Source organism: Paracidovorax valerianellae, from assembly GCF_900102625.1.
In the GTDB taxonomy this organism is placed as follows: Bacteria; Pseudomonadota; Gammaproteobacteria; order Burkholderiales; family Burkholderiaceae_C; genus Paracidovorax; species Paracidovorax valerianellae.
In genome coordinates this window covers 16526-42050 of the sequence record NZ_FMZC01000015.1, presented here as the reverse complement: position 1 = coordinate 42050, position 25525 = coordinate 16526, and the positions used below count along the sequence as shown (strand labels likewise).

At 64.7% G+C, this 25525-nt stretch carries 23 protein-coding genes and 1 tRNA gene; 8 read left to right on the top strand and 16 right to left on the bottom strand.

Annotation, left to right across the window (positions count from 1 at the left end; genetic code table 11):
• Positions 1–167 precede the first annotated feature (167 nt).
• Positions 168–1121 (bottom strand): HTH-type transcriptional regulator ArgP, encoded by a 954-nt coding sequence (locus BLT03_RS19390; protein WP_092745416.1) that lies wholly within the window; start codon positions 1119–1121, stop codon positions 168–170.
• 69 nt (positions 1122–1190) lie between these two features.
• Here BLT03_RS19390 and BLT03_RS19385 point away from each other — a divergent pair, with 69 nt between their 5' ends.
• The gene (locus BLT03_RS19385) at positions 1191–1850 is read left to right on the top strand and encodes a LysE/ArgO family amino acid transporter (RefSeq protein ID WP_092745415.1); all 660 of its coding nucleotides are present in this window, start codon (positions 1191–1193) and stop codon (positions 1848–1850) included.
• A 9-nt stretch (positions 1851–1859) separates the two neighbouring features.
• Here BLT03_RS19385 and BLT03_RS19380 read toward each other — a convergent pair whose 3' ends face one another.
• A complete protein-coding gene (locus BLT03_RS19380; RefSeq protein WP_092745470.1) occupies positions 1860–2753 on the bottom strand; it encodes a LysR family transcriptional regulator in 894 nt (297 codons plus the stop codon).
• A gap of 135 nt (positions 2754–2888) precedes the next feature.
• Between BLT03_RS19380 and BLT03_RS19375 the strand changes: the two genes are divergently transcribed.
• On the top strand, positions 2889–3629 hold the full coding sequence (locus BLT03_RS19375) for an SDR family NAD(P)-dependent oxidoreductase (protein ID WP_092745414.1): 741 nt from the start codon (positions 2889–2891) through the stop codon (positions 3627–3629).
• Positions 3630–3770: 141 nt separating this feature from the next.
• Here BLT03_RS19375 and BLT03_RS19370 read toward each other — a convergent pair whose 3' ends face one another.
• The 5 genes from BLT03_RS19370 to mfd form a co-directional block, all read right to left on the bottom strand.
• A complete protein-coding gene (locus tag BLT03_RS19370; protein WP_092745413.1) occupies positions 3771–4562 on the bottom strand; it encodes a MetQ/NlpA family ABC transporter substrate-binding protein in 792 nt (263 codons plus the stop codon).
• Positions 4563–4833: 271 nt separating this feature from the next.
• Positions 4834–5553, bottom strand: a complete 720-nt coding sequence (gene serB, locus BLT03_RS19365) for a phosphoserine phosphatase SerB (protein WP_092745412.1) — start codon at positions 5551–5553, stop codon at positions 4834–4836.
• A gap of 130 nt (positions 5554–5683) precedes the next feature.
• Positions 5684–6625, bottom strand: coding sequence for a Bug family tripartite tricarboxylate transporter substrate binding protein (locus tag BLT03_RS19360; RefSeq protein ID WP_245711466.1), 942 nt, complete (start codon positions 6623–6625; stop codon positions 5684–5686).
• 278 nt (positions 6626–6903) lie between these two features.
• The gene (locus tag BLT03_RS19355) at positions 6904–7578 is read right to left on the bottom strand and encodes a hypothetical protein (RefSeq protein WP_139160449.1); all 675 of its coding nucleotides are present in this window, start codon (positions 7576–7578) and stop codon (positions 6904–6906) included.
• Between the two features lie 107 nt (positions 7579–7685).
• A complete protein-coding gene (mfd, locus tag BLT03_RS19350; RefSeq protein WP_092745409.1) occupies positions 7686–11165 on the bottom strand; it encodes a transcription-repair coupling factor in 3480 nt (1159 codons plus the stop codon).
• 142 nt (positions 11166–11307) lie between these two features.
• Between mfd and BLT03_RS19345 the strand changes: the two genes are divergently transcribed.
• Both BLT03_RS19345 and ispF read left to right on the top strand, forming a co-directional pair.
• Complete coding sequence (locus tag BLT03_RS19345; RefSeq protein ID WP_092745408.1) at positions 11308–12177, top strand: IspD/TarI family cytidylyltransferase; 870 nt, start codon at positions 11308–11310, stop codon at positions 12175–12177.
• Positions 12178–12217: 40 nt separating this feature from the next.
• Complete coding sequence (gene ispF, locus BLT03_RS19340) at positions 12218–12706, top strand: 2-C-methyl-D-erythritol 2,4-cyclodiphosphate synthase (RefSeq protein WP_092745407.1); 489 nt, start codon at positions 12218–12220, stop codon at positions 12704–12706.
• On the opposite strand, the gene BLT03_RS19335 is transcribed toward ispF, so the two are convergent.
• Together BLT03_RS19335 and ompR are read right to left on the bottom strand one after the other, a co-directional pair.
• A complete protein-coding gene (locus BLT03_RS19335; RefSeq protein WP_092745406.1) occupies positions 12687–14183 on the bottom strand; it encodes a sensor histidine kinase in 1497 nt (498 codons plus the stop codon). The two genes, ispF and BLT03_RS19335, sit on opposite strands and share 20 nt — an antisense overlap.
• A gap of 76 nt (positions 14184–14259) precedes the next feature.
• On the bottom strand, positions 14260–14991 hold the full coding sequence (gene ompR / locus BLT03_RS19330) for an osmolarity response regulator transcription factor OmpR (RefSeq protein WP_092745405.1): 732 nt from the start codon (positions 14989–14991) through the stop codon (positions 14260–14262).
• Positions 14992–15206: 215 nt separating this feature from the next.
• On the opposite strand from ompR, the gene BLT03_RS19325 reads away from it, so the two are divergent.
• A complete protein-coding gene (locus BLT03_RS19325) occupies positions 15207–15923 on the top strand; it encodes an SIMPL domain-containing protein (RefSeq protein ID WP_092745404.1) in 717 nt (238 codons plus the stop codon).
• A 69-nt stretch (positions 15924–15992) separates the two neighbouring features.
• Here BLT03_RS19325 and BLT03_RS19320 read toward each other — a convergent pair whose 3' ends face one another.
• Positions 15993–16775: a 3-hydroxybutyrate dehydrogenase gene (locus BLT03_RS19320; RefSeq protein WP_092745403.1), complete on the bottom strand. Its 783-nt coding sequence runs from the start codon at positions 16773–16775 to the stop codon at positions 15993–15995.
• A 69-nt stretch (positions 16776–16844) separates the two neighbouring features.
• On the opposite strand from BLT03_RS19320, the gene BLT03_RS19315 reads away from it, so the two are divergent.
• The 3 genes from BLT03_RS19315 (at position 16845) to BLT03_RS19305 (ending at position 20196) form a co-directional block, all read left to right on the top strand.
• Positions 16845–17804 carry an alpha/beta fold hydrolase gene (locus tag BLT03_RS19315; RefSeq protein ID WP_092745468.1) on the top strand — a complete coding sequence of 320 codons (960 nt, stop codon included), beginning with the start codon at positions 16845–16847 and terminating at the stop codon, positions 17802–17804.
• A 35-nt stretch (positions 17805–17839) separates the two neighbouring features.
• On the top strand, positions 17840–20050 hold the full coding sequence (locus tag BLT03_RS19310; protein ID WP_092745469.1) for a RelA/SpoT family protein: 2211 nt from the start codon (positions 17840–17842) through the stop codon (positions 20048–20050).
• A gap of 69 nt (positions 20051–20119) precedes the next feature.
• Positions 20120–20196, top strand: a tRNA-Val gene (locus BLT03_RS19305).
• Between the two features lie 274 nt (positions 20197–20470).
• Here BLT03_RS19305 and BLT03_RS19300 read toward each other — a convergent pair.
• From BLT03_RS19300 to sdhC, 6 genes are read right to left on the bottom strand one after another with little or no spacing between them, the layout of a single operon-like run.
• Positions 20471–21781: a citrate synthase gene (locus BLT03_RS19300; RefSeq protein WP_092745402.1), complete on the bottom strand. Its 1311-nt coding sequence runs from the start codon at positions 21779–21781 to the stop codon at positions 20471–20473.
• Positions 21782–21800: 19 nt separating this feature from the next.
• Positions 21801–22100 carry an FAD assembly factor SdhE gene (locus tag BLT03_RS19295; RefSeq protein WP_092745401.1) on the bottom strand — a complete coding sequence of 100 codons (300 nt, stop codon included), beginning with the start codon at positions 22098–22100 and terminating at the stop codon, positions 21801–21803.
• Between the two features lie 5 nt (positions 22101–22105).
• On the bottom strand, positions 22106–22807 hold the full coding sequence (locus tag BLT03_RS19290) for a succinate dehydrogenase iron-sulfur subunit (protein WP_092745400.1): 702 nt from the start codon (positions 22805–22807) through the stop codon (positions 22106–22108).
• Positions 22808–22834: 27 nt separating this feature from the next.
• Positions 22835–24643, bottom strand: a complete 1809-nt coding sequence (sdhA, locus tag BLT03_RS19285; RefSeq protein ID WP_092745399.1) for a succinate dehydrogenase flavoprotein subunit — start codon at positions 24641–24643, stop codon at positions 22835–22837.
• 28 nt (positions 24644–24671) lie between these two features.
• Positions 24672–25037: a succinate dehydrogenase, hydrophobic membrane anchor protein gene (gene sdhD / locus BLT03_RS19280; protein WP_092745398.1), complete on the bottom strand. Its 366-nt coding sequence runs from the start codon at positions 25035–25037 to the stop codon at positions 24672–24674.
• Positions 25038–25085: 48 nt separating this feature from the next.
• Positions 25086–25520, bottom strand: a complete 435-nt coding sequence (gene sdhC, locus BLT03_RS19275) for a succinate dehydrogenase, cytochrome b556 subunit (RefSeq protein WP_092745397.1) — start codon at positions 25518–25520, stop codon at positions 25086–25088.
• Positions 25521–25525: the final 5 nt, after the last annotated feature.

Here is a 25525-nt window from a genome sequence, read left to right as displayed (position 1 = left end):
CACTGTGCAGTGATTCAGCAGTGATTCGGCGGGGAAAGGTCGGCGAGGATGGTCGGCGAGGATGGTTGGAGCATTGCCAGCATGCCTTGCCTTCGCCAACCGGGCGTTGATGCAGGGCAATGGCCCGAGAGCAGGCATGGCGGCCACTGCGGCCTTGATCCGAGTCTTCAATGCTTTTTGCCAGGTCTTTTTGAAATGGCCGCGCGCTGCCCGGCCTTCGCGCCCTCGCCCAGCCATGCCGTGGCCGCCGCCATCACGCAATGGGTGAGCCGCTCCAGGCCGGCCTGGGCCGAGCGGGGAAGTGCCCAGTACAGCGGCACGTCCAGTGTGGCGCCGGGGAGCAACTCCACCAGAGTGCCGTCGGCCAGTTGTCGTTCGATCAGCACCGTGGGGTGCATGCCCCAGCCCATGCCGACTTCGCAACTGCGCAGGAACCCCTGGTTGGACGGCATGAAGTGCCGGGGCGGGTGCCGGCGCGACGCCAGGCCCTGGTGCTGCAGCCACTGGTCCTGCAGCCGGTCGTTGCGGCCGTAAACCATCATCGGCGCCAGCGCGGCGGTCTCGGGCGTGACGCCTTCGGCGAAGTGGCGGGCGACGAAGGCCGGGCTGCTGACCGCCACGTAGTGCATGGCCCCCAGCGGCCAGGTGTTGCAACCCGCGATGGTGCCCGCGCTGGCGGTCACGGCCGCGATCACTTCGCCTTCGCGCAGCCGCTGGGCCGTGTGTTCCTGGTCGTCGATGCGGATGTCCAGCAGTTCGTTGCCCCCGGCGGTGAAGGCTGTCATCGCGTCCATGAACCAGGTGGACAGCGAGTCGGCGTTCACTGCCAGTTTCAACGTCGGTGCGGGCGCCTGCGTGTCTGGCATCAGCGCGGGGTTGGCCCGGCGCAACTCGTTTTCCAGCAAGGCGACCTGTTCCACGTGCAGGCACAGCCGGCGGCCGGCCTCGGTGCCCGTGCAAGGCGTTCCGCGCAGCACCAGCACCTGGCCCACGCGCTCTTCCAGCTGTTTCACGCGCTGCGAAATGGCCGACGGCGTGACGTGCAGCTTGCGCGCGGCGCGCTCGAAGCTGCCCTCGCGCACCACGGCGGCCAAGGCTTCCAATCCGGCGTAGTCCAGCATCAGTTTTGCTTCACATTGGTTAGAGACTTTAAGTTTACTTAAACCGGCGCGGTTCAGACAATTCACCCCATGTGGACCGCTTCGACCTCTTCCTTTTCCGCCGCTTCCGTCTCTGCCTCCTGGCTGGCCGGCTTCACGGTGTGCCTCACGCTGATCGTCTCGATCGGTGCCCAGAACCTGTACGTGCTGCGCCAGGCCGTGCAGGGCCGCCATGTGCGCGCCTGCGTGGCGTGGTGTGTCGTCTGCGATGCGCTGCTGGTGGCCGTGGGCGTGGCGGGCATGGCGCAGTTGCTGGGGCGCTCGCCCACGCTGGCCCACTACTTGACGCTGGGCGGCGCAGTGTTCCTTTTCGCGTACGGCTGCTTTGCCTGGCACCGCGCGTTCTTCGCACTGCAAGCCGGGCTGGCGGCGACGGGGCGGGCCGAGCGCGGCGTGCTGGGCGTGCTCGGCGCGCTGGCGGTCATCACGCTGCTGAATCCGCATGTGTACCTGGACACGGTGGTGCTGATCGGCTCGATCGGCGCGCGCCAGGATGGCGGCCTGAAGTGGGTCTTCGTGGTGGGTGCGGCCAGCGCCAGCCTGCTGTGGTTTCTGCTGCTGGCCTTTGCCGGACGGCGGCTGCAGAACGTGTTCGCCAACCCGCTCGCGTGGCGGGTGCTCGACACGCTGACCGGTGCGACCATGTTCGCGCTGGCCTGGTGGGTGGCGCGCAGCCTTCAGGTCGAATGATGCCGGCCGTCAGCGCCCCGCGCGGGCCTGCATGAAGTCGATGAACACGCGCAGCTTGCGTGGCACGTGGGCGCGGCTGGGGTGGTAGAGGTAGAAGCCCGGAAACGTCGGCCACCACGGCTCCAGCACCGGCACCATCCGGCCTGCGGCGATGTCGTCGGCCACCTGCACTTCGAACACGCAGGCGATGCCGGCGCCGGCGCGCACGGCGGCGATCAGGGTGTCGCCGTCGTTGGAGATCAGCGGCCCTTGCACTTCCACCTCGACCTCGCGCCCCCCGTGCGTGTATTCCCAGCGGTAGATTCCCCCGCCCAGCCGCACGTTGAGGCAGCGGTGGCCGGCCAGATCCTGCGGTGTTTTGGGCAGGGCGCGTCCCTCCAGGTACCGGGGTGCCGCCACGGTCGCGATGCGTTGCCGTCCACCCATGGGCACGGCCACCACGTCCTGCGCCAGGAATTCGCCCAGGCGAATGCCGGCATCGAAACCGCCGGCCACGATGTCGAGCAGCGCGTTGTCGCAGTGCAGGTCGAGCGTGACGTCCGGGAACGCATCGAGAAACGCCGTCAGGTGCGGCATCACCACGATGTCGGCGGCGGTGCGCGACAGGTTGAGCCGCAGCAGGCCGGAAGGCGTGTCGCGCGACTCGTTCATGCCTTCGATCGCCAGCGCCAATGAAGCCAGGCTCGGTTGTGCCTGCGCCAGGAACCGCTGGCCCAATTCGGTCACGCCGACGCGGCGCGTCGAGCGGTCGAGCAGCCGCACACCCAGGCCGGCTTCGAGCTTGCGGATGGTCTGCGACAGGGCCGATGGCGACACGCCCAGCTCGGCGGCGGCGCGGGTGAAGCTGGCGTGGTGCGCCACGCGCGCGAACGCGGCGATGGGGGCGAGCAGGTCAGGAGACATGGCGCGGATTATGAAGCGCTGCTTCAAGCCGCATGCCGGGAGCCCCCATTTATCTGAAGCGACGTTGTGCCTATCGTCGGTGCTTCTCCGGCCCAGTGCCGGTGTTTTTTCAAACTCAACCCCCCAGGAAATTCCATGAGCTCACTCGCAGGCAAGGTCGCCATCGTCACCGGTTCATCCAAAGGCATCGGCGCCGGCATCGCCGAGCGGCTGGCTGCCGATGGCGCATCCATCATCGTGAACTACGCCACCAGCGCGGCTGATGCGGACACCGTCGTTCGCCGCATCACCGCCGCAGGAGGGCGCGCCATAGCGGCCCAGGCAGACCTGTCGCAGCCGTCGCAGATCCAGCCGTTGATCGATGCCGCGCTGACGCACTTCGGGCGGCTGGACATCCTGGTCAACAACGCCGGCATCTACCGTGTGGACTCGCTGGATTCGGTCACGGCGGACAGCATCGATGCACACTTTGCGCTCAATGTGCGGGGCCTGCTCCTGACCACTCAAGCTGCGGCGCGGGTGCTGCCGGCGGGTGGCGTCGTGGTCAACATCAGTTCGGGACTGGCTAAGAGCCCGTACCCCGTGGTGCATGCGTATTCGGCCACCAAGGGCGCCGTCGATACGCTCACGCGGTCGCTGGCGATGGAATTGGGCCCACGCCAGATCCGTGTGGTGGGCATTGCCCCGGGCTTTGTGAAGACGGAAGGCAGTGCCGATGCCGCCCGGGAAATGGTCGACGTGCTGGTGGGCAAGACACCGCTCGGCCGCGCGGGCATGCCGGCGGACATCGCCCACGCCGTGGCGTTCGTGGTGTCGGAGCGGGGCGGATGGATCACCGGAACCACCATCGACGTGGCCGGCGGCATGGTGTTCTGAGGCACGCTGGAGGCCGGTGGACTCGCTGCGCCGTCCGGTCCTGGCGTCGGAAGAAGCGGTGGCCTGCCCCAAACGACTCGGCCCGCAACGCCCTTGATTCAAGAGCGTGCGGGCCGCGGGAGCCAAGTCAGGCTGTGATGGTCAGAACGCGGGAACGACGGCGCCCTGGTACTTGTCCTGAATGAATTTCTTCACTTCAGGGGTGTGCAGCGCCTTCACCAGCTTTTGAATGCTGGGGTCGTTGGCGCGATCGGCGCGTGCAGCGACGAGGTTGGTGTACGGCGAGTCGGCGCCTTCGATGAAAAGCGCGTCCTTGGTCGGATTGAGCTTGGCCTCGATGGCGTAGTTGGTGTTGATGAGGGCCAGGTCCACGTCCTGCAGCGCGCGCGGCAGCAGGGCGGCTTCGAGTTCGCGGAACTTCAGCTTCTTCGGGTTCTTGGCGATGTCGATGGGTGTGGCGGTGATGTTCTTCGGGTCCTTCAACTCGATCAGTCCCTGCTTTTGCAGCAGGAGCAGCGCACGGCCGGCGTTGGACGGGTCGTTGGGGATGGCGATCACGGCGCCGTCCTTCAACTCGCTCACGGCCTTGATCTTCTTGGAGTACGCGCCGAAAGGCTCCACATGCACCTTGCCGTTCGGCACCGCGACGATGCTGCTCTTGCGGTCCTTGTTGTAGCTGTCCAGATAGGGCTGGTGCTGAAAGAAGTTGGCGTCGAGCTGCTTGTCTTCGACGGCGGCATTGGGTTGGATGTAGTCGCTGAATTCCCGCACCTGCAGGTCCACGCCCTGTGCCTTGAGCTGCGGCTTGACGAAGTTCAGGATCTCGGCGTGCGGCACCGCAGTGGCGGCGACCTTCAGCACGGCATCGGCGGCATGGGCGCCCAGAGCGAGGGTGGCGAGCGCCACGGCGGACAGGGTTTTCTTGAGAGACATGTGGGCAAGACTTTCTGGAGGAATGAGAAGGCGGCAAACCGATGTTTCCTTGGCTTTGCCGGGTGCCCCAAGTCTAAATCCCCAAAAAGGTGCGGTCACGAATTTATTGTCATAACGATATAACGCGCGACCGTCTTATACTTTTGAGTAGCCTGAAATACTGAGAATAAATCGACTCCAGCGCTTTATTGGCGTGCCCTGATAGCTATCGATTAAATAGCAAATCCACCGAGCCGGGTTGGCGCTGCTGCCCCTCGCAGAACCAGCGTTTTCAGCGCAGGACTTCCAGCAACCGGTCCAGTCCGCCTTCATTGATCGCCACATTGGCCTGCGCTCGCACCGTGGGCTTGGCGTGATAGGCCACCGACAGTCCGGCCACGCCCATCATCGGCAGGTCGTTGGCACCGTCGCCCACGGCGATGGCTTGCGAGGGCGAAATGCCCATCAGCGATGCCACTTCCAGCAGCGTGCGGCGCTTTTCTGCGCCGTCGCAGATGTCGCCCCACGGCTGGTCCACCATGCGGCCGGTGAGCTGGCCGCCTTCCGCCTCCAGCACGTTGGCCCGCGACAGGTCGATGCCCAGGCCTGCACGCACTCGGTCGGAAAAGAAGGTGAAGCCGCCCGAGACCAGCAGCGTCGTCAGCCCCGCGGCCTTGGCGGCGGTGATGAGCGCCTGCGCACCGGGGTTGAAGCGCAGGCGTTCGGTGAAGACGCGCTCCAGATGGCTCATGTCCACGCCCCGCAGCAGGGCCACGCGCTGGCGCAGGCTTTCCTTGTAGTCGGTGATCAGGCCCTGCATGGCGGCTTCGGTGATGGCAGCCACTTCGGCCTTGCGGCCGGCAGCGTCGGCGATCTCGTCCACGCACTCGATGTTGATGAGCGTCGAGTCCATGTCGAACGCCATCAGTTTGTAGTCCGACAGGGATTGCGGGAGGGCGAGGCCTTGAACGACAAGGCCCGGAGCGAATTCGGTGGCGGCACTCTGGGACATGGGCATGGATCGGGGCATGAATCCCCGCGTAGAAAAAGAAGAGACGAAAGAGGGGCCGCCCTGCTGGCAGCGCGGCCGGGCGCAGGCGGGATTATCCCTACCTCATGCCCGCTGCCTCAAGGTCCCCGTCTCACTGGGGCGCCAGTCCCGCCGCCTTCACCAGCTCGGCATGCAGCTTCATCTCCGCAGCGATGCTGTCCTGTAGTTGCTGGGTGGTGCCCGGCGCCACTTCGATGCCGTTGGCCGCCAGCTTGGCCTGCGGGTCACCGGTCAGCGCGGCATGGGCGGCGGTGCGCAGCCGGTCGATGATGGGTTGCGGCGTCTTGGCCGGGGCCAGCAGGCCGACCCAGGCCGAGAGTTCCATCTGCGGCACGCCGCTCTCCGCCATCGTGGGCACCTGCGGCAGCACCGCCGAGCGCTGCGCGCTCATCAGCGCCAGCGCATGCAGCTTGCCCGACTGGATGTGCGGCAGCGCTTCGGGCAGCACGGCGAACATCAGGTCCACGTTGCCCGCCAGCGTGTCGTTGATGGCGGGTGCGCCGCCCTTGTACGGAACGTGCAGCATGCTTGACTGGGTGCGGGTGCCGAACATCAGCGCCGCCAGATGCTGCGGGCTGCCGTCGCCCGACGACGCGTAGGTCAACCGGCCCGGCGCCGCCCGCGCGGCCTGCAGCACGGCGGCCACGGTGGGGTATTTCTGCGCGTCCCGGGCCACCAGCACCATGGGCTGGTTCACCAGCTTGGTGATGGGCACGAAGTCGGCTTGCGGGTCGTAGGGCAGGGTCTTGAAGATGCTCTTGTTGGTGGTCAGGAACGACGCGGGCGACACCATGAGCGTGTAGCCGTCCGGCGCGGCGCGCGACACCATCGGCGTGCCGATCTGCCCGGAGGCGCCGGCCTTGTTGTCCACCACGAACGGCTGGCCCAATTCGGTTGCCATCTTCTGGGTCACCATGCGCGCGATCATGTCGGCGCTGCCGCCGGCGGGCAGCGCGACGATCACTTTGACGGGGCGGTCCGGATAGGCCGTTTGTGCCGAGGCCGTGACTGCAGTGAGTGCTGTTCCAAGCACCAGTATTGCGCAGACCAGATTAGAAACAGGACGCCAAGAATGCATGAAGCGACTCCCAAAACAGGTGGAACATCAGCGGCGCCGCGAAGTGCAGCAACCGCTGCGTGCAGGGCAATCCGCATGTTCCTAGGCTTAGCAATTCCTGCACCACACGAGACTGCGTAGTGAGCGGCGTGGCGTGGCTCAGTTTTTTCTACGATGCGCTAGCTATGAATTTAATAGCTTATGGCGTAAGACGGATAAGCGTTAGCAACGCTATTCGATGCAATCAGAAAGTTCTAGAACCGCCAGTTCACAAACCATTGGTTCATCGCAAGAGGCACCCAGCCCGCGACAGCCTCGGTGGCATACCAGAACACCACCAGCCCCATCATCCCTGCGGCCCAAAGCATCAGCCAACGGAATATGCGGCGCTCCGGGGCCGTGCGCTGGCATGCCGTCATCACAGCGGCGAGCCCGACCAAACAACACAGAGCCGCTTGCCAAGGAGTGGCATCGTGGCTCGACCAGCCCAGCAACTTCACTGCAGCGATGGTGCACAGCATGCCCAACGCCCAGCAGGCCCAAATGCCGCGACCTTTCCAATCGGCTAGCGGTGTCATTAGCCACAGTGCAACGCTCAAAGCCAGCACTGGAGCACCCGGTTCGCCAGGCCAGATGTACGGATCGGGGATGTCGTATCGAAGGGAGTAGCTGATGTCCGCCATCGTGGCCGGTAACCAGAACTGCCACCAGCACGTGATTGCGACCACGGCCAGGGCTGCTGCTCGATGAAGCCAAGTCCCGAGCACACGTGCAGACCACGGGGCGAACAGGCTGACCGGGAGGCTGAAAAACACCAACAGCGCTGGGGCGAACCGCATGTTCATCGGGCCGCTGGATGAGAACCCGCTTTGCGCGTTCCACGCAATGACCACCCACACCACCAGCAATACTGCCCAGGCGGCTGTCAACGCCTTCCTTGGTGTTGCGATCCTCGTGCTCGCGTGGGACTGCAAGTGCATTTAGTGGTTAAGCGCAGGCGACGCGAAGCAAGCGGGGGTAGCTGCCGAGCTGTGCCTCATGCTGGCGTGGCGATTGGCTGTCCCAGGCTGCGCAGCACATCCCGCACCATCTGCACGCGGTCCTTGGCCTCGGGCAGTTCGCGCTCGATGCGCAGCTTTTCATTGCCGGCCAGCTTGATGTGCTTGTTCTTCTGGATCAGGTGAATGATGTTCATCGGATCGATCGGCGGCTTGGGCTTGAACGTGATGTGGATCACGCCCGGTGCCGCATCCACCTTCACCACGCCGTAAGGCTGGCTCAGGCAGCGCAGGCGGTGCACGTCGATCAGCGTCTGCGCCTGGGGCGGCAGCTTGCCGAAGCGGTCCACGATCTCTTCGAGCAGGCTGTCGATCTGGTCGGTGGTCTTGGCGGTGGCCAGCTTCTTGTAGAACGACAGGCGCAGGTGCACGTCGCCGCAGTAGTCGTTGGGCAGCAGCGCCGGCGCGTGCAGGTTGATGTCGGTGGTGACAGACAAGGGCGCCAGCAGGTCTGGTTCCTTGCCCGCCTTGAGCGAGCGCACGGCCTCGGACAGCATCTCGTTGTAGAGCTGAAAGCCGACCTCGAGCATGTTGCCGCTCTGGTTCTCGCCCAGCACCTCGCCCGCGCCGCGGATCTCCAGGTCGTGCATGGCGAGATAAAAGCCGCTGCCCAGTTCTTCCATCTGCTGAATGGCATCAAGCCGCTGGGCGGCGTGCTTGGTCAGGCCCTCGGTGTCGGGCACCATCAGGTAGGCATACGCCTGGTGGTGGCTGCGGCCCACGCGGCCGCGCAGCTGGTGCAGCTGCGCCAGACCGAACTTGTCGGCGCGGCTCATGATGATGGTGTTGGCCGTTGGCACGTCGATGCCGGTTTCGATGATGGTCGAGCACAGCAGGATGTTGTAGCGCTGCGCGACGAAGTCGCGCATGACCTTTTCCAGTTCGCGCTCGGGCATCTGGCCGTGGGCGACGGCGATGCGGGCCTCGGGCAATATCTCTTCCAGCTTCTGGCGCCGGTTCTCGATAGTTTCCACCTCGTTGTGCAGAAAGTACACCTGCCCGCCGCGCTTGAGTTCGCGCAGCACGGCCTCGCGGATGACGCCGGTGCCTTCGTTGCGCACGAACGTCTTGATCGCCAGGCGCCGCTGCGGCGCGGTGGCGATCACCGACAGGTCGCGCAGCCCTTCCAGCGCCATGCCCAGCGTGCGCGGGATCGGCGTGGCGGTGAGCGTGAGCACGTCCACCTCGGCGCGCAGCGCCTTCATCTGCTCCTTGTGGCGTACGCCGAAGCGGTGCTCTTCATCGATGATGAGCAGGCCCAGGTCGTGGAACTTGGTGGATTCGGACAGCAGCTTGTGCGTGCCCACCACGATGTCCACCGTGCCATCGCCGATGCCCTTGATGGCGGATGTGATCTCCTTGCCCGAACGAAAGCGCGATACCTCGGCCACCTTCACCGGCCACTTGCTGAAGCGGTCTATCAGCGTCTGGTAGTGCTGCTCGGCCAGCAGCGTGGTGGGCGCGAGAAACGCCACCTGCTTGCCGCCCGTGACGGCGACGAACGCGGCGCGCAGGGCCACCTCGGTCTTGCCGAAGCCCACATCGCCGCAGACCAGCCGGTCCATGGGGCGGGGCGAGATCATGTCCTGGATCACCGCGTGGATGGCCGCGTTCTGGTCGGCCGTTTCCTCGAAGCCGAAGTCGTTGGCGAACTGCTCGTAATCCTGCGGGCTGTAGCGGAAGGCGTGGCCTTCGCGCGCCGCGCGCCGGGCGTAGATGTTGAGCAACTCGGCGGCCGAGTCGCGCACCTGTTCGGCGGCCTTGCGCTTGGCCTTTTCCCACTGGCCGCTGCCCAGCTTGTGCAGCGGTGCCTCGTCGGCGCTCACGCCGGTGTAGCGGCTGATGAGCTGCAGCTGGCTCACCGGCACGTAGAGCACGGCCTTGTCGGCGTATTCGAGGTGCAGGAATTCCTGCAGCGCGGGCGTGCCGTCGGTGTTCTTCTGGCCCACGTCCATGTTGATGAGCCCGTGGTAGCGGCCGATGCCGTGCGCGCTGTGCACCACCGGGTCGCCCACGTTGAGCTCCGACAGGTCTTTGATCAGCGCCTCGACATCGCTCACCTGCTCCTGCTTCTTGCGCCGGCGCGTGGTCGCGCCCGCGGCAAACAGCTCGGTCTCGGTGACGAAGTCGATGCCGTCCTCGATCCAGCTGAAGCCCGTCGCCAGGCCTGCCGTGGCGATGCCGACCTTCTCGGCATCGGTGTCCTGGAACTCGGCCAACGAATCGAACGCCGGCGGGTTCAACTGCGATGCGCGCAGGAAATCCAGCAGGCTCTCGCGCCGGCCGGCGCTCTCGGCCAGCAGCAGCACGCGGTGCTGGGTGTTGCGGATGTGCGCATGCAGCCGTGCCAGCGGGTCTTCGGCGCCGCGCGTGACCGACAGGTCGCCCAGCTTCTGGAACTGGGCGTTGTCCGCGATGTCTTCCACGCCCGGCCGCAGCGCGAGCTGCGGGTGGGCGTTGGCGCGCGAATAGAACTGCTCGGTGCTCAAGAAGAGCGATTCCGGCGGAAGGGCGGGGCGGTCCGGGTCGCCTTGCACCAGGCGGTAGCGATCTTTGGTGTCCTGCCAGAAGCGCTGGAAGGCCGGCTCCAGGTCGCCGTGCAGCACCACCGTGGCTTCGCTGCCCAGGTAGTCGAACACGGTGGCCGTCTCGTCGAAGAACAGCGGCAGGTAGTACTCGATGCCGGCCGTGGCCACGCCGTTGCCCATGTCCTTGTAGATGCGGCTCTTGGTCGGGTCGCCCTCCAGCATCTCGCGCCAGCGGCTGCGGAATTTGGCGCGCGCCTCGTCGTCCATCGGAAACTCGCGGCCCGGCAGCAGGCGCACTTCGGGCACGGGGTACAGGCTGCGCTGGCTGTCCGGATCGAACGTGCGGATGCTGTCGATCTCGTCGTCGAACAGGTCCACGCGGTAGGGCACGAGCGAGCCCATGGGAAACAGGTCGATCAGGCCGCCGCGCACGGCGTATTCACCGGGGCTCACCACCTGCGATACGTGCGAGTAGCCCGCCAGCGTGAGCTGCGCCTTGAATTTCGCCTCGTCCAGCTTCTGCTTGACCTTGAAGTGAAAGGTGTAGCCCGCCAGGAACGAGGGCGGTGCCAGGCGGTACAGCGCCGTGGTCGCCGGCACCAGCACCACGTCGGCGCCGGTGTCCTTGTCCTTCTGGCTGATGCGCCACAGCGTGGCCAGGCGTTCGCTGATCAGGTCCTGGTGGGGCGAGAACGTGTCGTAGGGCAGCGTCTCCCAGTCAGGAAACAGCGAGCAGCGCAAATCGGGCGCGAAGAACGCCATCTCGTCGATGAGGCGCTGCGCATCGGTCGCGTCGGCGGTGACGATGGCGGTGGTGCGCCGTGCGGCCTTTTCTCGCTCGCCCAGGCGGGCCAGCAGCAGCGCGTCGGCGCTGCCCACCGGGCGTGGCAGGGTGAAACGTTTTCCGGGGATGAGTTTGGGGAGTTCCATGCGGTGGACGGTGCGTCGTGCCCGGGGCCACCGGCCCCCCGGGGCGCGGTGTGCGCGGCGGTCGGGCGGTGTGGGCGAACGGCAATTCTAGGCGGCTGTGCTGTCAGATGAGGACGCTTGCCGCTCCTACAATGGCCGCCCCATGACCGATCTGCTCACGCCCCTCACTCCGCCACCGCTCTCCGGGCAGGGGCGCTTCTGGGCGCTGTTGCCCTGCGCCGGCGTCGGAGCCCGCGCCATGGCCGAGCCGCCCGTCGCGGTGCCGGCAACCTTCGGGGCATTGGCCAGCGGGCAGGGCGCCGCGCCCGTGCTGCCCAAGCAGTACCAGACGGTGGCTGGCCTTCCCATGGTCTTGCACACCCTGGCGGCGTTCGCGGGCGTAGGCCGGCTGCTCGGCACGCTGGTGGCAGTGGCGCCAGGCGACGGATTTTTCGATGCCCAGCCCCAGCCGACGTTCTTCGTGGCGCCCTGCGGCGGTGCCACCCGAGCCGCCACGGTGTTGGGCGGCTTGCGGGTGCTGCAAGAGCGCGGCGCGCTGGCCGAAGACTGGGTGCTGGTGCACGATGCGGCGCGCTGCCTCGTCACCACCGCGCAGATCGACGCGCTGATCGATGCCTGCGCGGACGACGCCGTGGGCGGACTCCTGGCGCACAAGCTGGCCGATACGCTGAAGACCGCCATCGACGGCCCGGGCGGCGTGCGCGTGTCTTCCACCGTGGACCGCACCGACAAATGGCTCGCGCAGACGCCTCAGATGTTCCGCCTGGGGCCGCTGCGGCAGGCACTGGAGCACCTCGGCCTCGCCGCCACCGACGAAGCGAGCGCGATGGAAGCCATGGGCCTGCACCCGCGCCTGGTGCCGGGCGGTGCGCAGAACTTCAAGGTGACCTACCCGGCCGACTTCGCCCTGGCGGAGGCCGTGCTGGCCCAGCGCATGCATGCCGGCACGCTGGATCGCTTCGGCGGCGCGCGGGGCGAGGCTTCGGCCGTGCCGGGCAAGACGATTTTTTGAACACTGACCACATCTCATCGCTCCGCGGGAAACTCGAACCATGAACATCCGAATCGGCGAAGGCTGGGACGTGCACGCGCTGGTGCCGGGGCGACGCCTCGTCATCGGCGGAGTGGAGGTGCCGCACACCATGGGCTTGCTGGGCCATTCCGATGCCGACGTGCTGCTGCATGCGATCACCGACGCCTTGCTGGGCGCTGCGGCGTTGGGGGACATCGGCAGCCATTTCCCGGACACCGATCCCACGTTCAAGGGCGCGGATTCGGTCGTGCTGCTGGTAGAGGCCGCGCGGCGCGTGCGGGCCCGGGGCTACGAGATCGGCAACATCGACAGCACGGTGATCGCCCAGGCGCCCCGGCTGGCGGCCCATATTCCCGCCATGCGAACCTGCATCGCGCAGGCGCTGTGCCTTCAGGAGGACCAGGTCAACGTGAAGGCCAAGACCGCGGAGCGCATAGGACCGGTGGGGCAGGGCCTCGCGATGGAAGCCCGTGCCGCCACCCTGTTGTTCAAGCCTTCGCCGGCTTAGGGCGCCGCGGAGGCAGATTCCGCTTGATCTGCGGGCGTTGCAGGCGCTGCTTGGGGTCCTTGCCACCGGGCAGGTCGTTGGCCCGCTGCAATTGAATGTGGGCCACCAGTCCGCCGGACCCTGAATTGGCCAGCGCGAAGATGCCGCCCATGCGCTGCACCGTCTTGTCCACAATCGACAGGCCCAGGCCCGCGCCAGCCGCCGCCGTGCGCGCCGAGTTGCCGCGAAAGAATGGCTTGGTGAGGTTGGCCAACTGCTCGGGCGGCACGCCCGGGCCATGGTCGCGCACCTTGATCAGCACCCATTTCTCGCGCCCCTTGGCCGCGATGTCGACGGTGGCCGTGCCGCTGTCGTGCGTCTTGCCGTAGCGGCGCGCGTTCTCCAGCAAGTTGGAGATCACGCGGGCCAGTTCGACCTCGTCGGCCAGCACGTTCAGGTCTTCGGGCACGTTCATCGAAATCTGCAGCTCGCGGTGGTCCTGCACGGCATACACGCACGACGAAACCACGCCGTGCAGGTTGACCGGGTTCAAGGTCACGTTGTCGGGCCGTGCATAGTCCAGGAACTTGTCGATGGTGGCGTCGAGCTGCACGATGTCGGCCACCATGTGCTCGCGCGCCACGTTGTCCGAGACGCTCATTTCCGTCTCCAGCCGCAGGCGGGCGAGCGGGGTGCGCAAATCGTGCGAAATGCCCGCCAGCATGACGGCCCGGTCCTGCTCCAGTTTGGCCAGCTTTTGCGCCATGCGGTTGAAGCCGATGTTTACCTCGCGGATCTCGCTGGTCACGGCTTCCTCGTCGAGCTGGCTGGCAGCGAAGTCGCCGTCGCGCACGCGGTTGGCGGCGTACGACAGCTGCTTGAGCGGCCGGTTGATCAGGCGTGCGATGGCCGCGGCACCCGCCAGCGACAGCGCCGCTGCGGTGATGAGCCAGATCATCCAGGTCTTGCCGCCGGCGGCGCTCAGGCGGGATCGGTCCATCAACAGCCAGTTCGGGTCGCCATTGATGGTGAAGCCCACCCACAGGCCGCTCTCGCCGTTGACGTTGCTGGCCACGATGGTGCCCGGCCCCAGGCGCGTGGTGAGCTCTTCGGTCAACCGCATGCCGAGTGCCGAGGCATCGAGCAGGTCGAAACGGTCGGTGGGCTCGCGCGGCAGGATGCGAACGCCTTCCTGGTCGGCCATGGTCTTGATCAGCGAGACGCGGGCGATCGCATCGGCATGCACCAGTGCGGCGCGGCTCAGGTTCACCAGCGAGGCGATCTGCTGCGCCGTCTGCAGCGTGCGCGGTTCGAACTCCAGCGCCCGCAAGGTTTGCAGCCACGCCAGGATGCTGCCCACCAGCAGCAGGGCCAGCAGAAAGAAGGTGCGCCAGAAAAGGTTGAGCCCCACTCGCGCACGCTGTGCACGCAAGTACACGGGTGCCTCGAGGGGGGCGGGGCTGGTGGCGTCGGAAGACGCTTCGTAATTGGCGCTCATGTCGTGAGAATCGTCCGGAAATGACCGAAGGCCAGGGGCGCCACAGGCGGAAACGGCGGCCTTCGGTCCAAGGGGATCAGCTGGTTCCGTCCGGCACGAACACGTAGCCTACGCCCCAGACGGTCTGGATATAGCGAGGGGCTGCGGCATCGACCTCGACCAGCTTGCGCAGCCGGGACACCTGCACGTCCAGGCTGCGGTCGAACGGCTCGAACTCGCGGCCGCGCGCCAGCAGGGCCAGCTTTTCCCGCGACAGCGGCTGCCGGGGGTGGCGGACCAGGGCCTTCAACATGGCGAATTCGCCGGTGGTGAGGGGCAACTCTTCGCCATTGCGCTGGAGCGCCCGCGTGCCCAGATCGAACGTGAACGGACCGAAGGTGACGACTTCGTTGTCGCCCGATGGCGCACCCGGCGCCTCTTGCGGCGGACGGCGGCGCAGCACCGCGTGGATGCGGGCCAGCAGCTCGCGGGGATTGAAAGGCTTGCCCAGGTAATCGTCGGCGCCCACTTCCAGGCCCACGATTCGGTCCACGTCCTCGCCCTTGGCGGTGAGCATGATGATGGGAGTGCGATCGTTGGCGGCGCGAAGGCGGCGGCAGATCGAAAGGCCGTCTTCGCCGGGCATCATCAGGTCGAGCACGATGAGGTCCACGGTTTCGCGCAGCAGAATGCGGTTGAGGGCCTTGCCGTCTTCCGCAACCATGACTTCGAAGCCCTCTTGCGTGAGATAGCGCCGCAGCAAATCGCGAATGCGGGCGTCGTCATCCACCACGAGAATCTTGTCGGTACGGTTGGTTGTTGAGGCCATTTGTTTCCCAAGTCCTATTTGTAACAGAGCCGATTCTGACCACCTTGAACCCCGAAGTTCGGGTTTTTGCCAGATACCTGACTAACTGTTACAAGTTTTGCCCAGCCACGCACAGACGCTATCGGACCTTTACCGGCGATTGATCAGGACCGGTTAACGTGGGGTTCCGCAGTGCCTTGCATCCCTTTCTTTTCTGCCCAAAGGATTTCAAAAACATGAAAATTGCTACTAAATTAATAGCTGCCAGCGCAGTATTTGCTTGCGCTGGGGCGGTATTTGCTCAAACTGCCGTCATCGCTCCGCCGCAGAACGTGCTGCAACTTTCCGCAACGGGCACCGTCGAGGTTCAGCAAGACCTGCTGGTGCTGACGCTGGCCACTACCAAAGAGGGCGCAGACGCCGCGGCGGTACAGACGCAACTCAAGCAAGCGCTTGATTCCGCATTGGCCGAAGCCAAGCGCACGGCCCAGCCAGAGCAGATGGATGTGCGCACGGGCACCTTCGGCATGTACCCCCGCTACGGCAAGGAAGGCAAGATCAACGGCTGGCAGGGCCGGGCCGAACTGGTGCTGCAAGGCCGCGACTTCTCGCGCATCACGACGGCGGCCGGCAAGATCCAGTCCATGTCGATCAGCCAGATCGCGTTCGATCTGTCGCGCGAAGCCCGTGAAAAAGTGGAAGGCGAGGCACAGACCAAGGCGATTGAACAGTTCAAGGCCCGCGCCAACGAACTGGCCAAGGGTTTCGGTTTCAGCGGCTACACCTTGCGAGAAGTGGCGGTGAACAGCAATGAAATGATGCCCGGGCCACGGCCTCGCATGATGGCCATGGAGGCCAAGGCCGCTTCGATGTCGTCCGACTCCGCTGTGCCCGTGGAAGCCGGCAAGGCGCAGGTGGTCGTGAACGTCTCTGGCGCCGTGCAGTTGCGTTGAAGGCGGAGCCGGCTAGCGCAATGCCCGAGATGCCAGGGGCAGTGCGCTATCGCTTCATTGAAACAGCGGTTATTGCGCCGCCCAGCCGCCGTCCATGTTCCACGCGACGCCGCGAACGTTGTTAGCGGCCGGCGAGCAGAAAAACACGGCGAGCTCGCCCAGCTCTTCGGGCGTGGTGAACTGGAGGGACGGTTCTTTTTCACCCAGGAGTTGCTTCTTGGCCTCTTCGTTCGACAGGCCCTGAGCGGCGGCTTTGTCGTCAACCTGCTTTTGCACCAGCGGGGTGAGCACCCAGCCCGGGCAGATCGCATTGCAGGTCACGCCCGTGGTGGCGTTTTCCAGCGCGGTGACCTTCGTCAGGCCAACGATGCCGTGCTTGGCCGCGACATACGCCGACTTCTGGGCCGAAGCCACCAGGCCGTGCACCGAGGCGACGTTGATGATGCGGCCCCAGTTGGCTGCCTTCATCGAAGGCAGGGCCAGGCGCGTGGTGTGGAAGGCACTGCTCAGGTTGATGGCCAGAATGGCATCCCACTTCTCGACGGGAAAGTCTTCCACGTTCGCCACGTGCTGAATGCCGGCGTTGTTGATCAGGATGTCGACGCGCCCAAACTGGCTGGCGCTGTACTTCATCATGTCCTCGATGTCCGCCGCGCGGCTCATGTCGGCGCCGTGGTAGGCCACCTGGGCGCCCAGGCTTTCGCCAGCGGCCAGGACTTCTGCGCGGGGGCCGTCCACATCTCCGAACCCGTTGAGTACGACGTTGGCGCCCTGGCGTGCGAGTGCCTTCGCGATGCCCAGTCCGATGCCGCTGGTGGAGCCGGTGACGAGGGCCGTTTTGCCTTGAAGCATGTGAGTCTCTCCGAATGAATTAGGATGAACGCAACCATTATCGAGCGCCCCCGTGACGAATTCGTTCCCATGACCGAGCCTACGCTGAATTACGTGAATTGCCCCGGCATCGCCGCCAAGGAGGCCGCAGCGAATGGTGCGGCGCCCAGCCATCGCATGGCTTATTGGGAGTGGAACCAGACGGGGCAACCCGACCATCCCGCTGTGGTGCTCTGTGTCCATGGCCTGTCGCGGCAGGGCCGTGATTTCGATGTGCTGGCTCGGCGCTTGTCACAACACGCCCGCGTTCTTTGCCCCGACGTTGCCGGCCGCGGCCATAGCGATTGGCTCGCCGATCCGATGGCATATCAGGTGCCGGTCTACGCGGCCGACATGCTTGCTCTTCTGGCGCATGTGCACAGCCAGGCGACCATCGGGCAATTGGACTGGGTGGGCACCAGCATGGGAGGACTCATCGGCATGGCGCTGTGCGGCCAGCCGGGCTTGCCGTTGCCTGTGCCGGTGCGCAAGCTGGTCCTCAACGATGTGGGCCCCGTGATCGAATGGAGCGCGCTGCAGCGCATTGGGCAATACCTGGGGCGGCCCGCGCATTTTGAGACGGAGCAGCAAGCGGCGGACGCGCTGTGGGCCATCTCTGCCAGCTTCGGCCCGCACACGCCCGAGCAATGGCTGGCCTTGTCGCGTGCCATGCTGCGCCCCGCGGCGCAAGACGGCTTCGTGCTGCATTACGACCCTTCCATCGCATTGCCGTTTCGCGCCATGACGCAAGACGCCGCCATCTCCGGCGAAGCCCAGTTGTGGCAGCTGTACGACCAGATCACCGCGCGCACGTTGCTGCTGCGCGGTGCGCAGTCCGACCTGCTGTCGCCAGCGACTGCCCAGGCCATGTCGCGGCGCGGGCCCCGTGCGCAAGTGGTGGAGTGGGGCGGCGTGGGGCATGCCCCTACCTTGGTGGCGGACGAGCAGGTGAATGTGGTCGAGGCTTTTCTTTTCGGACCTGCCGACCCTCAACAGCGGAGCGGGCTGTGAAGAGCCTCGCCACTGCGCCTCACGCCAGTCATGGCATGGGGAGCCTGGAGGCACGTGCCGAAGGCGTACCCCAGCTCATCGCCGCCACGGCGCTCTCGCTTCCCGAGCAGGCTGGAGCGCTCGCGCGTGCACGGGCCTTTGCCGAGCCCTTGCTGTCCAGCGAAACGCTGGAGACGGGCGAGAACACGTTCGCCCATGCCGAAGCCGTGGCCGCCATTCTTAAGAGCATCGGGGGCTCCGAGGCCATGCAGGCCGCCAGCTACCTGGTGCATGCCTGTTCGCACCTGAACAAGCCGGAAGAAGTCATTGCCAAGGCGTTCGGACAGAATTTCGCCGCCCTGGCGGTGGAAACCACCAAGCTGATGCGCGTGCAGCAGCACGCCCGGGAAGCTCAGATGGCCGGGCAGCCCGTGGATGACCCGGCCACGCAGACCGAGAACGTTCGCAAGATGCTGCTGGCGTTCTCGCGCGACCTGCGCGTCGTGATGCTGCGGCTGGCGTCTCGCCTTCAGACACTGCGTTTTTACGCAGCCACCAAACGCGCAGTCTCTCCAGGTATCGCGCGCGAAGCACTGCAGGTATTTGCTCCGCTGGCCAACCGACTCGGCATCTGGCAGATGAAGTGGGAGCTCGAAGACCTGTCGTTCCGCTTTCTGGAGCCTGACACCTATAAGCAAGTGGCGCGGCTGCTCGATGAGAAGCGAGCCGAGCGCGAGGTGTACATGGAGCAGTTGCGCGGCCGGCTCGAATCGGAGTTGCGCGCCCGCAGCATCAGCGCCAGCGTGCAAGGCCGCCCCAAGCACATCTACAGCATCGTCAAGAAAATGCGCGGCAAGTCGCTCGACTTCGACCACGTGTTCGACATTCGCGCATTGCGGGTCGTGGTGCCTTCGGTCAAGGACTGCTACGCCGCACTGTCATGGGTGCACGAGCATTTCAAGCCCATCGATGCGGAGTTCGATGACTACATCGCCAAGCCCAAGCCCAATGGCTACCAATCGCTGCACACCGTGGTGCGCGACGAGGCGGGCAAGGCCATCGAAATCCAGATCCGTACCCAGGCGATGAACGACCACGCCGAACACGGCGTGGCGGCGCACTGGGCCTACAAGGAGGCGGGTACGAAGGGCTACGCAGGCGTGTCTGCCACCGGCGAGTACGACGCCAAGATTGCCGTGCTGCGCCAGTTGCTGGCCTGGGAGCGCGACATGGCGGGCGCCGTCCAGCACGGAGGCTTGTTCGAAGACCGCATCTACGTGCTCACGCCCGACGCTGCTGTGGTGGAGTTGCCGCAAGGTGCTACCCCGGTCGATTTCGCCTACGCGGTGCACACGAGCGTCGGCCACCGATGCCGGGGCGCGCGTGTCGACGGGGCCATGGTGCCGCTCAACACGCCGCTGCAAAACGGGCAGACGGTGGAAATCGCCACGGTGAAAGAGGGCCGCCCGTCGCGCGACTGGCTCAACGCGGAACTGGGATATCTCACCAGCCACCGTGCCCGGGCCAAGGTGCGCGCCTGGTTCAATGCGCAGGCCACGCACGAAACCACGGCACGGGGCCGGGAAGCCGTCGAAAAGCTGCTGCAGCGCGAGGGAAAGACAGCCATCAAGCTCGACGACCTGGCCGTGCAGTTGGGCTTCAAAACGGCCGACGCGCTGTTCGAAGTCGTGGGCAAGGACGAGTTCTCGCTGCGCACGATCGAAACGCTGCTGCGGCCACCGGAGCCTGTGCTCCAGCCCGACGATTACCTGCTGCTCAAGAAATCGCGCACGTCTGAATCGGCCCCCAAGGGCGGGGTGCTGGTGGTGGGCATCGATTCATTGATGACGCAATTGGCCAAGTGCTGCAAGCCTGCACCGCCCGACAACATTCGCGGCTTCGTCACCCGCGGCAAGGGCGTGAGCGTGCACCGTGCGGATTGCAGTAACTTTCGCGAGATGGCTGCACGCAGTGCCGAACGTGTCATTGAAGTGGAGTGGGGCCAGTCCAAGCCCTCGGCCGGTGCAGGTCCTTCGGTCTATCCGGTGGATGTCGCTGTCGAGGCTGCAGACCGGCAGGGCTTGCTGCGCGATATTTCGGAAGTGTTCGCCCGTGAGAAAACCAACGTCATCGGCGTGCAGACCCAGTCGGTCAAAGGCACGGCCTGGATGACGTTCACGGTGGAAGTGTCGGACTCCGGGCGCTTGAATAAAGTGCTCGGCATCGTGGCGACGGTGCAGGGCGTTCGCTCCGCGCGCCGTCGTTGAAAGAAAGCGCACGCGAGTGGTCAAAACGCGCATTTTTTACTGCTACAATCTCGCTTCTCGAATACACGCAGGCGCGTAGCTCAGCTGGTTAGAGCACCACCTTGACATGGTGGGGGTCGTTGGTTCGAGTCCAATCGCGCCTACCAACTAACCATTGGTATAAAGTCTTCCAAATCACAGATTTGGAAGGCTTTTTTTATGTCTCATTGCCTTTGAGCATTCACTGCATGTGCAGTCTGCAGCGCATTAGCCCATAGTGCTCCCCGCTCGGCCCGCTCATAGGCTCAGGTCTGCAACGCGCGGCCTTCACTCACATTCACAAGCTCCTAAGAAAAAAGCCTGTCAGCATTCGCTGACTGGCTTTCGCTTCGGTATTTCGCGCTTGCAGAAGGCTGGTAGGCCTTCTGCAGGACGGAGGACTTAACGCTTGTCCAGCGGATGCACGTCGCGGCGCTCGGCGCCCACGAACAGCTGGCGAGGGCGGCCGATTTTGTACTCGGGGTCGCCGATCATTTCGTTGAGCTGAGCGATCCAGCCCACGGTACGGGCGAGTGCAAAGATACCGGTGAACAGGTTCACGGGAATGCCGATGGCGCGCTGCACGATGCCGGAATAGAAGTCCACGTTCGGGTAGAGCTTGCGCTGCACGAAGTAGTCGTCTTCCAGGGCGATCTTTTCCAGTTCCTTGGCCAGGGCGAACAGCGGGTCTTTTTCAAGGCCCAGCTCCGCCAGCACTTCATTGCAGGTTTCTTGCATGAGCTTGGCGCGCGGGTCGTAGTTCTTGTACACGCGGTGACCGAAGCCCATGAGCTTCACGCCGGAGTTCTTGTCCTTGACCTGCTTGATGAACTCGCCGATCTTTTCCACACCGCCTTGGGCCTGGATGTCGTGCAGCATGTTCAGCGCGGCTTCGTTGGCGCCGCCGTGGGCAGGGCCCCACAGGCAGGCTACGCCGGCAGCGATGGCAGCGAACGGGTTGGTGCCCGAAGAGCCGCACAGGCGCACCGTGGAGGTCGACGCATTCTGTTCATGGTCTGCGTGCAGGATGAAGATGCGGTCCAGGGCGCGTTCGAGCACCGGATTGACCTTGTACTCTTCGCATGGCGTGCCGAACATCATGCGCAGAAAGTTGCCAGCGTAGCTCAGGTCGTTCTGTGGGTACATGTAGGGCTGGCCCACACCGTACTTGTACGCCATAGACACCAGGGTCGGCATCTTGGCGATCAGGCGAATGGCCGAGATTTCGCGGTGCTGCGGATTGTTGATGTCCGTGCTGTCGTGATAGAAGGCGGAGAGCGCGCCGACCAGGCCCGTCAACACAGCCATCGGGTGCGCGTCGCGGCGGAAGCCACGCAGGAAGAACTGCATCTGCTCGTTGACCATCGTGTGCTTGGTCACGCTGTCGCTGAACTCGGTCTTCTGGGCGGGGTTGGGCAGTTCGCCCTTCAGCAGCAGGTAGCAGGTTTCCAGGAAGTCGCACTGCGTGGCCAACTGTTCGATCGGGTAGCCGCGATACAGCAGTTCGCCCTTGTCGCCGTCGATGTAGGTGATCGAGGACTGGCACGCCGCCGTGGAAAGGAAACCGGGGTCATACGTGAACATGCCCGTCTGCGCGTACAGCTTGCGGATGTCGACCACATCGGGGCCGATGCTGCCTTGGTACACGGGGAGTTCCACGCTCGGGCTGCCGTTGCTGAACGATAGCGTTGCCTTGTTGTCTGCCAGTTTCATTTCCAGTTTCCTTCTGTTGTTAGCCCGCAAGCGGTGGAGGGGGTGCTGACGCTCTGCGGCGCAGCTGTTCAAGCACTTCCTTGACGTCCCCGGTATCGATCTCGCCCGAAGGTTCCGTGCGCCGCAGCAGCAGGTCCAGCAGGTCGTTGTCGGAAAGGTCCATCAAGGTCGTGAGACCTTGTGCCTGGCGCTGGGTCAGGCGCGAGCCATAGGTGGCGAAGAACTGCTCGATGAACAGATCGTTTTCCACCAAACCGCGGCGGCTGCGCCACTTCAGCTTGGCAGCCTCGCGTTCGTCGAGCAAGTCTTCGTCGGCCATGGCGGTCAGATGGCGCGACGCACCATCAGTTCCTTGATCTTGCCGATGGCCTTCGTGGGATTGAGGCCCTTGGGGCACACGTCCACGCAGTTCATGATGGTGTGGCAGCGGAACAGGCGATACGGATCTTCGAGGTTGTCCAGGCGCTCGCCCGTGGCTTCGTCGCGGCTGTCGGCGATAAAGCGGTAAGCCTGCAGCAGGCCGGCAGGGCCCACGAACTTGTCGGGGTTCCACCAGAAGCTTGGGCAGCTCGTGGAGCAGCTGGCGCAAAGAATGCACTCGTACAGGCCGTTGAGCTCATCGCGCTCTTCAGGGCTTTGCAGCCGTTCCTTCTCGGGCGTGATGCCTTCGGTGATGAGGTACGGCTTGATGGAGTTGTACTGCTTGAAAAACTGCGTCATGTCCACGATCAGGTCGCGGATCACTGGCAGGCCGGGCAGGGGCTTGAGCACGATGGTGCCCTTGAGCGTGTTCATGTTGGTGAGACATGCCAAGCCGTTCTTGCCGTTGATGTTCATCGCATCGGAGCCGCAGACGCCTTCGCGGCACGAGCGGCGGAACGAGATGGACGGGTCTTGCGCCTTGAGCTTCACCAAGGCGTCCAGCAGCATGCGCTCGTGGCCATCGAGTTCGATCTCGACGGTCTGCATGTAGGGCTTGGCGTCCTTGTCCGGATCGTAGCGGTAGATTTGAAAGGTGCGCTTCATGGTGTTCTTTCTCGTGGGCTTGTAGGGTCAGAACGTACGGACCTTGGGAGGCACGCTGTCGACCGTCAAAGGCTTCAGGTTCACGGGCTTGTAGGTCAGGTTGTTGCCTGCGCTGTGCCACAAGGTGTGTTTCATCCACTCTTTGTCGTTGCGGCCCAGCGGGAATTCCGCGTGATCGGCCGGGTGCTCGTAGTCATACACGGTGTGGGCGCCGCGGCATTCCTTGCGGGCAGCAGCGGAGGTCATCGTGGCCTGCGCCACTTCGATGAGGTTGTCCACTTCCAGCGCTTCCATGCGGGCGGTGTTCCAGACCTTGGACTTGTCCTTGAGCGTGACGGCGCCGACGCGCTCGCGGATGGCGTTGATCTTGACCACGCCCTCGTCCATGCTTTCCTGGGTGCGGAACACGCCGGCATGCTGTTGCATGGATGCGCGGATGTCATTGGCCACATCCTGCGCGTACGTGCCTTCGTTGGAGTCCTGCAGTTGGTTCAGGCGGGCCAGGGTGCGGTCAGCGCCATCGGCCGGCAGTGGCTTGTGCTCACCGCTGCTCTTGATCATGTCGACAATGTGGCGACCGGCGGATTTGCCGAACACCAGCAGGTCGAGTAGCGAGTTGGTGCCCAGGCGGTTCGCACCGTGCACCGACACGCACGAGCATTCGCCCACGGCATACAGACCGTTCACGACCTGGTTGTGCACGTCGCCGTTCTGGATCACGACCTGGCCATTGATGTTGGTCGGAATGCCGCCCATCTGGTAGTGGATGGTGGGCACCACGGGAATCGGTTCCTTCGTGATGTCGACATTGGCGAAGTTGACGCCGATTTCGTACACGGAAGGCAGGCGCTTGTGAATCGTCTCGGCACCGAGGTGGTCGAGCTTGAGCAGCACGTAGTCCTTGTTGGGGCCGCAGCCGCGGCCTTCCTTGATTTCCTGGTCCATCGAGCGCGAGACGAAGTCGCGTGGTGCCAGATCCTTCAGCGTGGGTGCATAGCGCTCCATGAAGCGCTCACCGTTGCTGTTGAGCAAGATGGCGCCTTCGCCGCGGCAGCCTTCGGTCAGCAGCACGCCGGCCCCGGCTACGCCGGTGGGGTGAAACTGCCAGAACTCCATGTCCTGCAACGGAATGCCGGCGCGTGCCGCCATGCCCAGGCCGTCGCCGGTGTTGATGAAGGCGTTGGTCGAAGCGGCAAAAATGCGGCCAGCGCCACCGGTGGCGAGCAGCACGGCCTTGGCCTGCAGGGCATACAGCTCACCGGTTTCCAGTTCCAGCGCGGTGACGCCGACCACGTCGCCGTCGGCGTCGCGAATCAGGTCCAGCGCCATCCACTCGACGAAGAAGTTGGTTTTCGCCTTGACGTTTTGCTGATACAGCGTGTGCAGCATGGCGTGACCGGTACGGTCGGCCGCTGCGCAGGCGCGCTGAACCGGCTTTTCGCCGTAGTTGGCCGTGTGGCCGCCGAAGGGGCGCTGGTAGATGGTGCCGTCGGGGTTGCGGTCGAACGGCATCCCGAAGTGCTCCAGCTCATACACGACCTTGGGGGCTTCGCGGCACATGAACTCGATGGCGTCCTGGTCGCCCAGCCAGTCGGAGCCCTTGATGGTGTCGTAGAAGTGGTAGTGCCAGTTGTCCTCGCTCATGTTGCCGAGCGATGCGCTCACGCCGCCCTGCGCCGCAACGGTGTGCGAACGGGTGGGGAACACCTTGGACAGGGACGCCACGTTCAGGCCGGCTCGGGACAGTTCGAGGGCGGCGCGCATGCCGGAGCCGCCGGCACCGATGATGACGACGTCGAACTTGCGCGTGGTGATGTTCGCTTTGGTGTAGCTCATTTTTGTTGCCTTCAGTCGCGGGAATGGATCAGAGACGCCAGAGGATCTGGATACCCCAGCCGGCGCAGCCGACGAGCCAGAAGATCGCGACGGCCTGCAAGGCTAGGCGCAGGCCCACGGGCTTCACGTAGTCCATCAACACATCGCGTGTGCCGACCCAGACGTGCCAGGCCATGCCGACGATGACGGAAAACGTGAGGACCTTCATCCATTGCGCCGAAAAGATCGAGGCCCAGCGGTCATAGCCGATGGGGCCTTTGGTCAGCAGCACCTGAGCCAGCAGGATGATGGTGAATAGAGCCATCAAAGCGGCGGTCACGCGTTGGCTCAGCCAGTCGCGGGTTCCGTAATGCGCGCCGACGACGATGCGCTTGGAGCCGTAATTCACGGACATAGGAAATCCTTTTTTTGTGGGTTCGTGGGAATGTCGGTGCGGCTCAGCTCAGTACAGGCCGAACAGCTTGGCGCCCAGCACGAGGGTGAGGGCGATGCTGATGACGAGGGTGGCCGTGGCGGATTTGGCGCCGAAGTTCTTGTTCACCGCGTCGTGGCTGATGTCCATCCAGAGGTGGCGCAGGCCGGCGATGAAGTGGTGCAGGTAAGCCCAGATGAGGGCCAGCACCACGAGCTTGAGAAACCATCCTGGCACGAATCCGAGGCCCACCACGAAGGCTGCCTTGAATCTTCCGAAAGAGATTTCCGAGGACACCGAGGTGTCGAACATCCACAGGATGAAAGGGAGCAGCACCAGCATGATCACGCCGCTGACGCGGTGCAGGATCGACACCCAACCCGCAGCGGGAAGGCGGTAGGTGGGCAGGTCCGTGAGGGCATTGATGTTGCGGAATTCAGGCCGCTTTTTGGCGATCTCGGTCATGGCGG